Source organism: Aquipluma nitroreducens, from assembly GCF_009689585.1.
Taxonomy (GTDB): domain Bacteria; phylum Bacteroidota; class Bacteroidia; order Bacteroidales; family Prolixibacteraceae; genus Aquipluma; species Aquipluma nitroreducens.
Genome location: NZ_AP018694.1, coordinates 2,276,791 through 2,291,266 on the forward strand (window position 1 = coordinate 2,276,791; position 14,476 = coordinate 2,291,266).

A 14,476-nucleotide genomic window follows, 5' to 3' on the forward strand; every position below is an offset into this window, starting at 1 on the left:
TCTTCAGATTTAGTTAATTTTAGGAGATCATTCATCGATTCACTTTTCACGATTATTCAGTGAAATGAACTGAAACCATATTTATGAGAAATCTTAAAACAGATACGGACACAATTCTGCATCCACCTACAAAAAGCAAGGGGCTGTTTTCCGATTTCAGGAACTTTCTATGGAAAAAGCCACAAATTCCGACGCTGATTAAATTTACTTCCGAAGAAAAAAGACTGGAATACAATAACCGGATTTTACAACGAGTTGGAGAGGGTGTTGATCGATATACCGTTTTAAATGTTCATCACATAGGGATTGAAGCTCCGGTCAGCTATGTTTTTAATGAGTTGTTGAATTGGAATGGTGATTCGAGTTGCTGGCCAAACCATATTGCAAAAATAGAGCGCATTGAGGATGACATTGAAGCGATCCGTGTTTTGCCTTTTGGCTGGAAAAAGTACCCATTTGGCGGAGAAAAAAGCTTTTTGGGAATGAAATTCATTCCGTTGTTCCTGCTGAATTCGATCCGGATTAAGCGTGTTCCTGATCCTTATGATTTTGACAATGCCCGTTATCTTCTGTATAAATGCAGTGGTGGATATCCCATTGGTATTTTTATGATGTATGTGCGATCATCGATAGAAGATATGGGCGAAACGGAACAATCTCAGTTGTTTCTAACAGTTGGTTTTAATTTCTACGGAAAAGAATATCAGCCCCGCTGGCCGTTCGTGAATAAAATCTGGGAGGGAGTGCATAACCGCGTAACTGCAAACGTATTGAACCGGATCAAGCAATTGAGCGAGTGGAGACTCGAAAAAATGGAATCCGGAGCGAAATAAATTACTTCAGAATATAATCGTTCAAGGTTTAGTTAATTTTTTCTGATTTATTCCAGTGCACATCAGTATTGAAAATGTTCATCCAATTGAATTCATCAATAATTTTTACATTTGCAGCACGAAAAACAAAAGGTCATGATTCAGGAAATACAGATATACAATACCCTTACGCGCAAGAAAGAAGTTTTTGAACCGTTGGTTCCTGGCAAAGCTGGGTTGTATGTTTGTGGTCCAACGGTTTATGGTCCGCCTCATCTGGGCCATGCCCGCTCGGCGATCAGCTTCGATCTGCTTTTTCGCTTCCTGAAGCAGATTGGCTACAAAGTGCGCTACGTGCGCAACATCACCGATGTTGGCCATTTGGTTGCAGATGCCGATGAGGGTGAAGATAAAATTGCACAGCAAGCAAAACTCGACGAGCTTGAACCCATGGAAGTGGTGCAGAAATACACCAATATGTATCACGAGGCGATGGCATTACTGAATTTGGAATCGCCCAGTATCGAACCTCGTGCTTCGGGCCATATCATTGAGCAGATTGAGGAAGTGAAGAAAATCTTGAACTCCGGATATGCCTATGAAAGCAACGGTTCGGTGTATTTTGACGTGGAGAAATTTGCTGCTGAAAATGAATATGGAAAGTTATCGGGTCGCAAAATTGAAGACCTGATCAGCAATACACGCTCGCTGGACGGACAGGATGAAAAGCTCTCGGGACTGGATTTTGCCATCTGGAAAAAGGCATCGCCCGAACATATTATGCGCTGGCCTTCGCCCTGGAGTGACGGATTTCCGGGCTGGCACATGGAATGTACAGCCATGAGCTGCAAATATTTGGGCGAAACTTTTGATATTCATGGCGGTGGAATGGATTTGACTTTTCCACACCACGAAGCTGAAATGGCGCAGTCGCAGGCTGCTCACGGGAAACCGGCTGTTCGCTACTGGATGCACAACAACATGATTACCCTGAACGGTCAGAAAATGGGCAAGTCGCTCGGGAATGCTATTTCGCTTGACGAGTTCTTTTCCGGAAATCATCCACTACTCGAAAAGGCATATAGCCCGATGACCATCCGCTTTTTTATGTTGCAGGCGCATTACCGCAGCACGCTCGATTTCTCGAACGAAGCGCTTCAGGCATCGGAAAAAGGTTTGGAACGGTTGATGAAAGCCGTTGCAAAAATCGATTCGTTACCTGTTTCAGAATCTTCTTCAGTAAATATTTCAGAACTTTCAGCTAATTGCTATGCGGCTATGGCTGATGATATGAACAGCCCGATTGCTATTGCATATTTGTTCGATGGCGTGAAAATGATTAATTCAATTGCCGATGGAAAGTCAACAATCGCCGCGGCTGATAAAGACTCACTGAAATCACTTTTTAACACTTTTGTTTTCGATATTTTTGGATTGAAGGGCGAAGATCAGGCTGGTTCAGGAAATAGTGAAGTTTTGAATGAGGTTGTTGATCTGCTGATGAAACTTCGGGCAGATGCCAAAGCCAACAAAGATTGGGCAACTTCAGATAAAATCCGGAATGAACTGGCAGCCATTGGTTTCGATATCAAAGACGGAAAAGACGGTGTAAGCTGGGAGCTGAAAAAATAAAATGAATTTCCGATTGCATACCAAATTGAATCTACAATTGGGGCTTTGCCCCAAACCCTAATTACTTTTTTGTCTTAACACAAAAAAGTAATCAAAAAAAGTCAAGGCTGTGTCCGCTTCGCACGAAAAACTATCGTTCGACAGCTAAAATCTTTTAAACTCGCCTGTGGATCAAACAGAAAAGATTTTTTAACGCCGTCTTCACTTGTTTTTCGGCTCACCAGACTAGGCCGGTCGCTCTTCTTAATGATTTGGGTAAAAGAACGGATACACATTTAAAATAGTCTGATTCAGGAAGCAAGCCGTTTAATCATCCCTTTGAAAATGGTAAGGTGTATGGGTATGAGCACATACCAGTAGTTGCGGCCCCAAATACCCCATGGACGAAAAGTTGCTGTTTGATAAAGCATATTGTTTCTGATTTCGAATTCGAGCCAGGCTTCACCCGGTAGCTTCATTTCGGCATAAAGTAAAAGTCTTTTTTCATCTTTGCTGGCATAAAGCACCCGCCAGAAATCGAGTGAGTCCCCTGCAGAAATGATTGTTGTATTTTTTCTTCCACGGCGCAATCCAACCCCACCAAAAAGTTTATCAATGAAGCCTCTCAGTTCCCAGAGCCAGCTGGCATAATACCAGCCGTTTTCGCCGCCAATCGACCATATTTTGCTGAGCGTATTATCTATGTCCTGTACTTCGCATTTCCGCTTATCCACAAAGCAGCCGAAAGTTGGAACTTCGAGCAGAGGCGAAATTCCTTTATTCAACACATTGCTCGAAAGGGCATCTTTCCAACTCGAAACAACCCCTTCGTTTTGAATTTTGCCAAAAGCCCTTTGAATGGCTTCTTCGAAAGTGATAAGTTTTATTCCCAGCAGATCTTTTAAATTGTTGGGTCGGCAGATAATTTCCACACTCATACTTTCAACCAGGTTCACTGCCAGCGTGTACGAAGTTGAAGTTACAAAATAGAGCCAATACGACGAAAACTTTGGTGTCATTACCGGAACGGTAAAAATCCGGAGTTTCAGGTTTCTCACTTTACCAAAACCTTTAAGCATTTCTTTGTAGGTCAGTATTTCAGGGCCGCCAATGTCGAAACTCTGGTCAAACGAAGGTTCAAAAAGTAAAACCCCGTTCAGGTATTCAATCACATTCCGAATGGCTATGGGTTGCGACCGCGTGTTGAGCCACCTTGGCGCAATCATAAAAGGCAATTTTTCAACCAGATCGCGGATAATCTCGAAAGATGCGCTTCCGGAGCCTAAAATGATGCCAGCCCGCAGCGTGGTGAGGTGATAACTTCCGGAAGAAAGAATTTCCTCGACCAACTTTCTCGATTTCAGGTGTTTTGAAAGTTTTTGATCGTTGACGATTCCGCTCAAGTAAATGACCTGACGGGCTTTGGTTTGCTGAATCCGGTTTTTGAAATTTTTTGCCGATATTTTTTCCAGTTTCTCGAAGTCAGCGTTGGGCGCCGACATGGAGTGAATGAGGTAATACGCTGCATCAATATCATCAGGAATATTATCCAGCGACTTTTCATCCAGAAAATTTACTTCAATAATTTTAAGCAGTTTTGAATGGTATTTCCGAAGATCAAAACGGCTTTTATCCCGAACGCAACAGATCACTTGATGCCCACCTTCGAGTAAAGTTGGAAGCAAGCGTTGACCAATATAACCAGTGGTTCCAGTGAGTAAAATTTTCATTCACAATTATTAAAGATCAGGAGTTCAGAGAATCTGAATCTAAGCTGAAATTTAGGAAAGATTTGCGAATTTCAATCAATTCTTCTTATTTATCAGGTTGACAATAACTTTGGTCATGATGTCCTTTTCTTCGGGGCGACTGACTGCAATCATCAGAGTGAGCGCAACCAAGGCGTTGTCTGCAATGCGTTTATTCCTGAATTCATCAAACAAAACACCATTTTTTTCAAGAAAATAGAGAAACAGAAAAGCTGCGATGCGCTTATTCCCATCGGAAAATGAATGGTTCTTGGTTACGAAATACAATAAATTGGCTGCCTTTTCTTCAATGCTTGGATATAAATCGGCACCATTATAAGTTTGGTAGATTGTTGAGATTGAACTCTTAAAAGAATCATCCTTTTCGCGCCCAAAAAGTTCCTGACTTGTGACACTTTTGATTTTTCCACAGAGATCAATTTTTAAATTCCACATTATTAACAATTTAGCAATTAATATTTATTGATTTCACCGCACTAACGCCTAATTTTGCGGTATGTATTCAGTACGAAAAGTCAAAACTAAGTCGGGATCTGTTGCGGTTCAGGTTGTCAGGTATGTTGGTCACAGATCGATTGTAGGCAAACATATTGGTAGCGCCAAAGACCAGATAGAAGAGGCTGTTTTGAGGCAAAGGGCATTGGAATGGATCGATGAACAAACCGCCCAGTTATCGTTGTTCCCTGCCCAAAAACAAAAACTTTTAGTTGTAGACAGGGGCGAATGCATTGGGGTGACGCACCACTTTGCTTTTCGGTTCTTCATGGGCTGTTTCGATGAATGCGGTTTATCCCATCTTCCCCGCCTGTTGCTTGATCTGGCCATTATGCGCCTTATCGAGCCTGCTTCAAAACTCCGCTCTGTTGAACTGCTGGGATATTACTTCGGCATTAAATATTCTCAACGGATTTACCGCAATATTCCAAAGTTGTCAGCATACAAGGCAGATATTGAGCAATGTGCTTACAGGGTGGCACAACAGAAGTTCAATGAACCTTTCTATTTTGTGCTGTACGATGTTACCACATTGTATTTCGAGTCGTTTAAGGCCGATGAGTTTAAAATACAAGGGTTCTCAAAGGACAACAAGTCACAGCAACCCCAAATTGTCATCGGGCTGCTGGTAACACAAACAGGGTTTCCACTGTCGTATCAGGTTTTTGCAGGCAACACATTCGAAGGAAAGACAATGCTCCCGGTTGTGGAAACGTTTACCTCAGCCCACCCGCAGACACGGCCAATTATTGTAGCCGATGCCGCAATGCTGGATGAAGAAAGGCTTGCCGAACTCAGGGAAAAGAAACTATCGTACATTGTTGGTGCACGGCTGGCCAATGCGGAACTTGGATTGGTAAAACAAATCCATGCAACATTGAACGGGAAACACGGTGCCATAGCCCGCTTTCCATCGCGATACGGTTATTTGGTGTGCGATTTTTCACTCAAACGGTATAAAAAGGAATTGAACGAGCTAAACAAGCTTGTTCAAAAAGCCGAAGAGCTGGTGGCAAAGCAGTCACTGAAAGTGAAGGCTCAATTTGTCAGGAAGGTTACTAAAGAAAAAATAGAACTCAACACGACATTGATAGAAAAAAGGAGGCTGTTGCTTGGAATTAAGGGGTATTGCACCAACTTGCCCGAACAACAACTGTCCAACCAAATGGTCATAGACCGTTACCACCAGCTCTGGCACATTGAACAATCGTTCCGCATGAGTAAGTTTGATTTGCAAACCCGCCCAATATACCATCAAAAACAAGAAGCGATCAAGGCTCACGTACTGATTTGTTTTGTCGCTCTGATAGCAGAAAAATACCTGGAAATAATCACCAAATTATCATTGAGGGAAATCCGGTTCCTTGTCTGGAACATAACAGAAACCCATATTCAAGACCGATTGACCAAACAAACATTTGTCTTCCGATCCCCCACAAAGGAAATCATGAATAGCCAACTTGCAAACCTTATTACCAAATGGAATCTGCTACCGCACTAAATGTCACAAGTCAGGAAAATAGAGAAACAGAAAAGCTGCGATGCGCTTATTCCCATCGGAAAATGAATGGTTCTTGGTTACGAAATACAATAAATTGGCTGCCTTTTCTTCAATGCTTGGATATAAATCGGCACCATTATAAGTTTGGTAGATTGTTGAGATTGAACTCTTAAAAGAATCATCCTTTTCGCGCCCAAAAAGTTCACTATTCCCATAAGCAATTTTAACCTTTGCGATCTGAGAAATAGCCTCTTCATAAGTGATCTGATAAATCTCTTTGCCTGAAGTTTCGGTTATTTCAAGCTTTTGATAATCGTATTGGTCCAGAATGTCAAGGGCATAGGCGTAATCGGAAATAATTTTTAGCAATCCGGTACTTTCGTCTCCTGAAAGTTCCTTATGGTTAAGCACTTGACCAAGTAATTTCACTGAATCCTGGAGTTGGCGCAATTGTTCGTTTTGCTGAACCAACCGTTTTTCGTTGATCGAGTATCCTTTAATTAGGTAATCTTTTAAGATTTTGTTGGCCCAAATTCTGAATTGGGTTCCTCTTTGACTTTTAATCCGGTATCCGACTGATATAATTACATCAAGGTTATAATATTCCACTTGATAAGTCTTTCCATCCAAAGCAGTTGTTGCATTTTTTGCAACAACTGAAACTCGAGGTAGTTCCTTCTCCTTAAAAATGTTAGTTATATGTCTGGATATAACGGATTTATCACGGCTAAAAAGTTCACTCATCTGCATCAGGTTAAGCCAAACTGTTTCATTTTCAAGCTTGACCTGAATTTCCGTTTTACCGTCTTCGGTTTTGAAAATCGTAATTTCAGAGTTGTTCATATTCAGCCTTTTCCCAAAGTTATGAAAAGGTTGGGGTTAAAAGATCATTCTTTAGCCTGATTTATTATCCGATCTTCACAGAAGTCAAGGTAAGCGAACCCATTACGGGCTTGTCATTGAAAAAGAAAATTGGTTCGTCTTTATCTTTTAAGGCCAGCGAATAAAGCAGTGGTAGGTAATGATCAGGAGTTGGAACGGCCAACTGTACCTCACGACCGAGACTGGCATAATTGACCAGGCTCTTAAAATCACCAGATTCAATCAGCGTTTTAAACTTGTTGTTAGCCTGAATTGCCCAGTCGTAACCATATTCAGGTTCATTAATCTTGTCCCATGCAACCATCCGTAGGTTGTGAACCATGTTTCCAGAGCCGATAATCAGCACGCCTTTTTTTCTCAAAGCAGAAAGTTCTTTTGCCAGTTCAAAATGATACTGCGGAGCCTGACCATAGTCCAGACTCATTTGAATAACCGGAACATCAGCTTCTGGATAAAGCCGACGGATGACGCTCCATGCCCCGTGATCCAATCCCCACTTTTCGTCAAGTCCAACAGTGGTTTTGGTAACAGTGCGCTTGGTTTCGTTTGCAAGTTCCGGGCTTCCGGGAGCCGGATATTCCACTTCGTACAAAGCTTTTGGGAATCCGCCAAAATCGTGAATGGTCTTCGGTTTGGGCATAGCGGTCACAAATGTTCCGCGGGTTTCCCAGTGAGCAGAAACGCAAAGAATGGCTTTCGGATGAGGTAATGATTTGCCAATATTCCTCCAACCCTGTACAAATTCATTTTCTTCGATGGCATTCATCGGACTACCATGACCGACAAATAAAACCGGCATTTTGGCGGTATTTTCTCCGGAAAACAACATCCGATTGAGTTCATTATTTTTCATAGCTTTCAATGCTAATGGGAATAACAGTGATGATCCTATAAAAGATCGACGTTTCATGATTATTCTTTCAGAACCTTAGTTCCTAAGAAACAAATTACCGAAGTGTTTTGATCACTCCGGTACTTTATATTCTTTTATGCCGCAACTTTGGCCAATTCAATTTCTCCTGAGATTTTTACTTCTTCGCCAACCAAAGCTATTCAACTGCAATTAAAAAGTGCTGCGTTCGAAAATAAATTGTATTTCCGGAGATGGCCGGTGTTGCCATGCAAACATCCTTCATTTCATTTTTGGCCAGCAATTTAAATTCCGGGCCGGCTTGGATAACAAAAATATTCCCGTCTTCGGAACTGAAATAGAGTTTCCCATCGGCTGCAACTCCTGAAGCGGAGAATGGATCTTTCAGACTTTCCTTGTATTTCAGTTCGCCGGTCAGCGCATCAAAAACAGTGAGCAAACCATTTACCTGAAGGTTATAAAGCAGCCCCTTATAAATTAATGGGGTCTGCATATAAGCTCCGCCACGTTTGATGCTCCATTGAATGTATTCGTTTTTTGTACTGTCGGCATCAAGAGTAATTTCTCCTTTGGCTGAAGGTTTAACAGCGAAAATCGGTGAATATTTTCCATGAGCGCTGTTCAGGTAAATCAAATCGTTGGCTACAACCGGAGCTGGAGCCGGAGCGTCGCCTCCATTGCTGAGCTTCCAAATTTCCGCTCCCGTTTCAAAATCGTATCCGCAAATGTGATTAAACCCGTTGGCGATTACCATCGTTTTTCCGTCTTTTGAATATATGGCCGGAGTGCACCAGGTCGAAACTTCATCGCTACGCGAAGTTTTCCAGATTTCGTTTCCGGTGGCCAGATCGAGTGCTGTAATGTAGGGAGCATTTGGAATGTCACACTGAACTATGATGCGATCTTTATAAATAACCGGAGAGCTTGCATATCCCCATTCCACACCAGGATCGGTATAAGGTCCAGGCGCCAATATGCCCATATCTTTCTTCCAGATCAAATTTCCACTAAAGTCATAGCAATACAATCCTTCAGAACCGAAATGTACGACCAGATATTTGCCGTCAGTAGATGGTGTACAATTTGCCTGCGAAGCTTTGGTGTGGCGTTTCGATTTTGGAATTCCTTTGTGAGCAACACGTTCCCATATAATTTTTCCGGAGTTTTTATCCAGACAATACACTTTGAATTCATGGACGACACTATCATTGGCCTCATCAATATCACCATAAAGACCAACTTTGAGCGATTCGCTATTGGTTGCATTCACAGCAGTTGTCACAAACAGTAAATTGCCCCAAATAACCGGACACGAATGACCCAATCCCGGAACAACTGTTTTCCATTTAATATGTTCGCCTGTTTCAACATTCCAGGTAACTGCTGTTTTTGAATTTTCAATAAAACCGCAACCAAAGGGGCCGCGAAACGAAGGCCATCGCTGATTGTAAGGAGTTTGTGAATATCCTTTCAGGGAAAAGAGACAGAGAAAAAGAATGAACAATTGGATTGGAATCTTCATAGGTTGATTTTAGGGATTGAAACGTCTGTAAATTTGAGAAAAAATACGTTTATCCTGAATCAAAACCAGAAAACCACCTTATTATTTTTTGCTATTCTTCGTTTCAGATTCGCTTCTGAGAATGATTTCAATCCGCTTGTCAGGAATAAGCCAGATTAAAGCCACCAAAACATATAATCCACCGGAAATCCACTGGCTAATAAAATTTGAGCCAATACCAAGCAAATAAAGTATGGGCGACATTTTTCCCTTGATGTCGTTTCCAACGGCGCGAGCCAACAACGAACGTTCGCCCTGAGCCCTGATGATTGTGGTTTGCAGAATGAAATAGGCGATAGCGGCCATTAGCAATACGAAACCATAAACAGACATCGGGACTGGAGCAAAATGATTTTCTCCAATCCAACCGGTGGTAAATGGCACCAACGACAACCAAAATAACAAATGAAGGTTCGCCCATAGAATACCACCCGAAACATGCTTCACAGTGTGCATCATGTGGTGATGGTTGTTCCAGTAAATGCCAATGTAAATAAAACTGAGAATGTAACTTATTACAACTGGAACCAACGGTTTCATGGCAGTAAAATCGCTGCCATGCGGCACTTTAATCTCTAAAACCATAATGGTAATGATGATGGCTAAAACTCCGTCGCTAAAGGCTTCCAGTCGTGTGCGGTTCATAAGTTTCCGTTTAAATGACTAATAGGTAACATTTAGAAGTTTAAAAAAGTTGATGAGAATAATGTTCTGAAAAGATCAGTACAAAATTGAAAATGCTATAAACCAAATTTCTCAGCAAAAATTAATGCAAAAAGACCTACTCCAAAAATCACTATGCTTAGCGCCAAAATAAGTATTCCAACTACTTTATTTCGCTCATATCTTTTCGATTCATTATAGTCCAGAAATTTAACCGTACGACCAGTTGTCGTTTTTTCGAGTTGATAGTTAGGCTTTGTATATTTCAATTTATACCCTAAATACCCCAAGGCTACACCAATAAATACAATTAACATAAATAGAATTTTCATACTCACAGATTTCAAGTCTATTACTATAAGCAATATAACCCTGAAATGTTTTTCCGAAATCGTTAAATAAATGTAAATTCAATGTCATCTTCCCACTCGGTGCTCTATTCTACACTTAAATCTAATGCCTTTGCATTGTCAAAATGCTTCACATTTTTGAACACATTTTTGTATCTTCGGCGATAAATCTACATACGGCAATGAGCAATGAAACCAGTCGAAAGATAGAAAAACATCCTTGGTCGTACCGCGAAGGAACGATTGTTACTGGCTTGATTCTATTGCTTGGATTTGCCCTTCAGGCTGCAAGTGGTGGCATTGTATTGAGAATTGCCGGCTTCCCGTGGAATCTGATCGCCGGAATCATTTTTCTGTTTCTACTCGTTTTAGCATTTTACCGTTGGAAGAACCACCCGGTAATGAAATGGTTGGGTGGTGTAAAGGCGGCTCTGCCTGCTATTCTGGGTTTTACTTTTTTGGTTTTACTGATGGGATTTATCAAGCAGGATGTAGAACCGAAATCCGCACCGATAAAGCTTTTGGGCTTAACACATTTAGTAAAAACCTGGCCATATATGCTGATCAACCTTTATTTAATGATCTTGTTAGGCATCGCCACCTTGAAGCGGATAACTCCCTTTAACTACAAGAATGCAGGGTTTTTCCTCAATCATTTTGGTTTGTTTTTGGTGCTGTTATCAACGGCTTTGGGTAGCAGCGACATTCAACATGTAACGATGAACTGTTACGAAAATGAGACGGAACACAATGCTCTTGATACTTCAGGAAAACCAGTAGAAATGCCCGTTACGATCAAATTACTGAATTTCAACATCGATGAATTTCGGCCAAAAGTGACCATTATTGACAACAAGACCGGGCAAATAGTGCTCAATAAGAATAAAAATCCATTTGAATTGCTCGACCGAAACACACTGGATATCTACGGATATCATCTGGAAGTGGAACAGTTTCTGGAGTCTTCAGGAAAAGTGGGCGATAGTTATGTCGCATTGAATGAACCGGGTTCAGCACCTTCGGCCAAAGTGAAGGTGACTAAAGATGGCTCTGAAATTTCGGGTTGGGTTTACAGCGGAAGTTACGTCAATCAACCCGAAACACTGAAGTTGAATGAAAATCATTCTCTGGTGATGCTTCCTGCCGAACCTCGCAAATTTAGTTCTGAACTGAATATACAGACCCAAAGCGGCAAAAACGTGACTACAACTATTGAGGTTAACCGCCCCTTTCATATCGATGGATGGACCATCTACCAGTTGAGTTACAAAACAGAAATGGGACGATGGTCGAATCTGAGTGTTTTAGAATTGGTTCGTGACCCGTGGCTACCAATTGTTTATTTAGGCATTTTCCTGATGATGGCCGGCGCTGCGTTCCTGTTTATAACCGGTAACCCTAAAGATGGAGGGACTAAGCATGTGGCTTGATTTTCCGATATACGCTTCTGTGGCTATTCTCTGCTGGCTGGCGGCATCAGGCTTGTTTTTGTCATCAGGGAAAAAGTTGATGAACCAGTTGGCCGCAGGACTTTCGTTTGCCGGAACGGCCTTTCTTCTGGTTTTCATGACGATTCTTTGGCTGCACATTCAACGACCACCGATGCGCACTTTGGGTGAAACGCGGCTTTGGTACGCAATCTTTATGTCAGGTATCGGGCTGGGTTCTTACCTTCGTTGGAAATACAAATGGTTAGTTTCGTATAGCCTTGGACTGGCAATGGTGTTTTTAATTATTAACCTCCAACATCCTGAAACGTACGATAAAACGCTGATGCCCGCCCTGCAAAGTCCGTGGTTTATTCCTCACGTAATTGTCTATATTTTTGCCTATGCCATGCTTGGAGCCTCATCACTGGTAGCTTTGCGCAACATTTTTTTTGCACCTAGCGACAAAACAATAAAAGGGCCGATACAAATGGCCGACAACTTAGTTTATCTGGGATTTTCGTTCCTGACTTTGGGTTTATTGTTCGGTGCACTCTGGGCGAAAGAAGCCTGGGGACATTACTGGACCTGGGATCCGAAAGAAACCTGGGCATTCCTCACCTGGATGTTTTACCTGGTGTACATCCACTACCGTTTCCGCCACCCTTCGGAACACAAAAGAGCAATGACAATTCTTGCCGTTTCGTTTGCTATTTTGCTGGTTTGCTGGTTTGGTGTCAATTACCTGCCAAGCGCACAAAACAGCGTTCACATCTATTCCGAATAGGTTTTTATTTCAAGAGTGACAGAAACCAAAGAATGGTTTGCATACCTGTTGGATAAACGCCCGTCTCGTGACCAACATTTGGAATAATCACAAGTTGAATCTTCGAATCGGTCATACCCTTTGTTTTAAAGTCGGCTAACATTTTTTGGCTAAGTCCGGATGGAATTAAATCATCGTCAGCCCCATGAAAAAGCTTCATCGGAGTCGTTGCATTCCAGGCGGTTATGCTGTTCGAAGTGAATGCGCTTCTAACACCTGCATATTTGGCATCGGTTGCATATCCTGCACGATATTCAGGAGTTAAGAAATTGGCCATCTGGGTGGTTAGTTCAGCATTGATAGCGCCTCCGCTGTGTTTTCCGTCGAACAGGCCCGGTATTTTAGCAGCATAAGGAGCCTGAATAAAATCGGTCAACGGATTGGTAAATGCATCAATTATATCGTATGAATTTAGCAGGTAAGCCAGAAAATAAGGCTTTGAATAATCAATTTTATCAACAATGTATTTATTCATGTATTCGATGGAATAGGGTCCCGCTCCACACGAACTGGCTTTCAGGTTAAATTCAGATGAGTAGTCTTTCTCAATGGTTTTCTGAAGTTCCATGGTAGCCCATCCTCCCTGAGAATATCCGAAGATGAACAGATCTTTGCTTGCTTTTGCCAGAACTTTAGCGTCGGTACTATACTCTTTGGCAGCCCGAATCATATCCAGAATACTTTGTGTCGATGATTTGGCATCGAGGTAAGGATGAGGAATATTTTCTGATGCTCCAAACCCAATGTAATCAGGTATAACCACAATGAATCCCATGGATGTAACACTTTCCATGATCGAGAACATATCATTATCACTGCTTACGCTCGGAGCATCGCTGTAAACGGTGTTGGTTCCATTTTGAAAGCTAAGTATCGGATAATTACCGGCTGCTTTCGGGAAACAAACCAATCCTGATGCCTGTATGTTCTTTTCCTTGAAGGTTGTTTTGTAAGTTATTTTATATACTTCAACATCGAACCGGATTAAAGGACTGATTGCAACCGCTTCTGGTGCAGCTTTGATAAAATTAGCTGCTGCTTCCTGACTCGTTATTTGAGTTTTCAACTCGCTCGAAAGGTAGTACTCGTATGAAGTTGGTTCCGGAGTATTATTGTCTTTACACGAATTCAGGAATAAACCTGCGAAAATGAATAGTATCAGGTAGCTGTGGTAGAATTTAAAATTTTTCATCTGTTTGTAATTTGTTTTTTAATTGCCAGATGGAACTCGCCATGGATAATAATGCTCCTGTTTGTAAGTTTATCACTCAAGGCTCGTTTCATGCCAATTAAATTTTCTGTTTCTGTTTAACTTTTGCTTTCATAACCCAATTCATGAGCCGACTTCCGAAGGAAATCGCGGGTATAATAATCCGGATCAACAATTGAATCATTCCAAATCAGAATGTCGAGATCGATGTTTCGGGGACCAAATTTCTTCTGACTTCGGTCGCGTCCCATCCGGTCTTCCAACATCTTCAGGTACAAAGATAGTGTTTCCAAACTCATTTCTGTCCTGATCCGGACGGCGCCATTTGTATAATCGGCCTGTTCTGCTATACCAATTGGTTTCGTTTGAACCATCTGCGATACCTGAACAATATCGACTTCTGCAGCTAAAAGTCTGAGCATCTCCGCAATATTCCTTTCAGCCTCAATGTTCGAACCAATTCCAATAATACAATCGTTCATCTATTCTTAATCCTTA

At 41.7% G+C, this 14,476-nt stretch carries 14 protein-coding genes; 5 read left to right on the forward strand and 9 right to left on the reverse strand.

What is annotated here, in order from left to right; genetic code table 11:
- The first annotated feature begins 83 nt into the window (after positions 1-83).
- Together AQPE_RS09555 and cysS are read left to right on the forward strand one after the other, a co-directional pair.
- Positions 84-833: a hypothetical protein gene (locus AQPE_RS09555; protein ID WP_318350831.1), complete on the forward strand. Its 750-nt coding sequence runs from the start codon at positions 84-86 to the stop codon at positions 831-833.
- 135 nt (positions 834-968) lie between these two features.
- Positions 969-2,444, forward strand: coding sequence for a cysteine--tRNA ligase (gene cysS, locus AQPE_RS09560; protein WP_318350832.1), 1,476 nt, complete (start codon positions 969-971; stop codon positions 2,442-2,444).
- Positions 2,445-2,734: 290 nt separating this feature from the next.
- Here cysS and AQPE_RS09565 read toward each other — a convergent pair whose 3' ends face one another.
- Positions 2,735-4,153: an SDR family oxidoreductase gene (locus tag AQPE_RS09565; protein WP_318350833.1), complete on the reverse strand. Its 1,419-nt coding sequence runs from the start codon at positions 4,151-4,153 to the stop codon at positions 2,735-2,737.
- Between the two features lie 75 nt (positions 4,154-4,228).
- Positions 4,229-4,627 carry a type II toxin-antitoxin system death-on-curing family toxin gene (locus tag AQPE_RS09570; protein WP_318350834.1) on the reverse strand — a complete coding sequence of 133 codons (399 nt, stop codon included), beginning with the start codon at positions 4,625-4,627 and terminating at the stop codon, positions 4,229-4,231.
- A 61-nt stretch (positions 4,628-4,688) separates the two neighbouring features.
- Between AQPE_RS09570 and AQPE_RS09575 the strand changes: the two genes are divergently transcribed.
- Positions 4,689-6,188 carry an IS1634 family transposase gene (locus tag AQPE_RS09575; protein ID WP_318347493.1) on the forward strand — a complete coding sequence of 500 codons (1,500 nt, stop codon included), beginning with the start codon at positions 4,689-4,691 and terminating at the stop codon, positions 6,186-6,188.
- A gap of 3 nt (positions 6,189-6,191) precedes the next feature.
- Here AQPE_RS09575 and rhuM read toward each other — a convergent pair whose 3' ends face one another.
- From rhuM to AQPE_RS09600, 5 genes are all read right to left on the reverse strand, one after another.
- On the reverse strand, positions 6,192-7,031 hold the full coding sequence (gene rhuM / locus AQPE_RS09580; RefSeq protein WP_318350835.1) for a virulence protein RhuM/Fic/DOC family protein: 840 nt from the start codon (positions 7,029-7,031) through the stop codon (positions 6,192-6,194).
- A 64-nt stretch (positions 7,032-7,095) separates the two neighbouring features.
- The gene (gene ygiD, locus AQPE_RS09585) at positions 7,096-7,980 is read right to left on the reverse strand and encodes a 4,5-DOPA-extradiol-dioxygenase (protein WP_318350836.1); all 885 of its coding nucleotides are present in this window, start codon (positions 7,978-7,980) and stop codon (positions 7,096-7,098) included.
- A gap of 139 nt (positions 7,981-8,119) precedes the next feature.
- Positions 8,120-9,463 carry an outer membrane protein assembly factor BamB family protein gene (locus AQPE_RS09590; protein ID WP_318350837.1) on the reverse strand — a complete coding sequence of 448 codons (1,344 nt, stop codon included), beginning with the start codon at positions 9,461-9,463 and terminating at the stop codon, positions 8,120-8,122.
- An 81-nt stretch (positions 9,464-9,544) separates the two neighbouring features.
- The gene (locus tag AQPE_RS09595) at positions 9,545-10,147 is read right to left on the reverse strand and encodes a TMEM175 family protein (protein ID WP_318350838.1); all 603 of its coding nucleotides are present in this window, start codon (positions 10,145-10,147) and stop codon (positions 9,545-9,547) included.
- Between the two features lie 95 nt (positions 10,148-10,242).
- Positions 10,243-10,497, reverse strand: coding sequence for a hypothetical protein (locus tag AQPE_RS09600; protein ID WP_318350839.1), 255 nt, complete (start codon positions 10,495-10,497; stop codon positions 10,243-10,245).
- A 200-nt stretch (positions 10,498-10,697) separates the two neighbouring features.
- On the opposite strand from AQPE_RS09600, the gene AQPE_RS09605 reads away from it, so the two are divergent.
- Together AQPE_RS09605 and ccsA are read left to right on the forward strand one after the other, a co-directional pair.
- A complete protein-coding gene (locus tag AQPE_RS09605; RefSeq protein ID WP_318350840.1) occupies positions 10,698-11,945 on the forward strand; it encodes a cytochrome c biogenesis protein ResB in 1,248 nt (415 codons plus the stop codon).
- Positions 11,920-12,729 carry a cytochrome c biogenesis protein CcsA gene (gene ccsA / locus AQPE_RS09610; protein WP_318350841.1) on the forward strand — a complete coding sequence of 270 codons (810 nt, stop codon included), beginning with the start codon at positions 11,920-11,922 and terminating at the stop codon, positions 12,727-12,729. The genes AQPE_RS09605 and ccsA overlap by 26 nt, the downstream gene beginning before the upstream one ends.
- A gap of 4 nt (positions 12,730-12,733) precedes the next feature.
- Here the strand turns inward: ccsA and AQPE_RS09615 are convergent, their stop codons facing one another.
- Entirely contained in the window at positions 12,734-13,960 is a 1,227-nt protein-coding gene (locus tag AQPE_RS09615) for an alpha/beta hydrolase family protein (RefSeq protein ID WP_318350842.1), read from the reverse strand.
- Positions 13,961-14,076: 116 nt separating this feature from the next.
- Positions 14,077-14,460, reverse strand: a complete 384-nt coding sequence (gene folK / locus AQPE_RS09620) for a 2-amino-4-hydroxy-6-hydroxymethyldihydropteridine diphosphokinase (protein ID WP_318350843.1) — start codon at positions 14,458-14,460, stop codon at positions 14,077-14,079.
- Between the last annotated feature and the right edge of the window lie 16 nt (positions 14,461-14,476).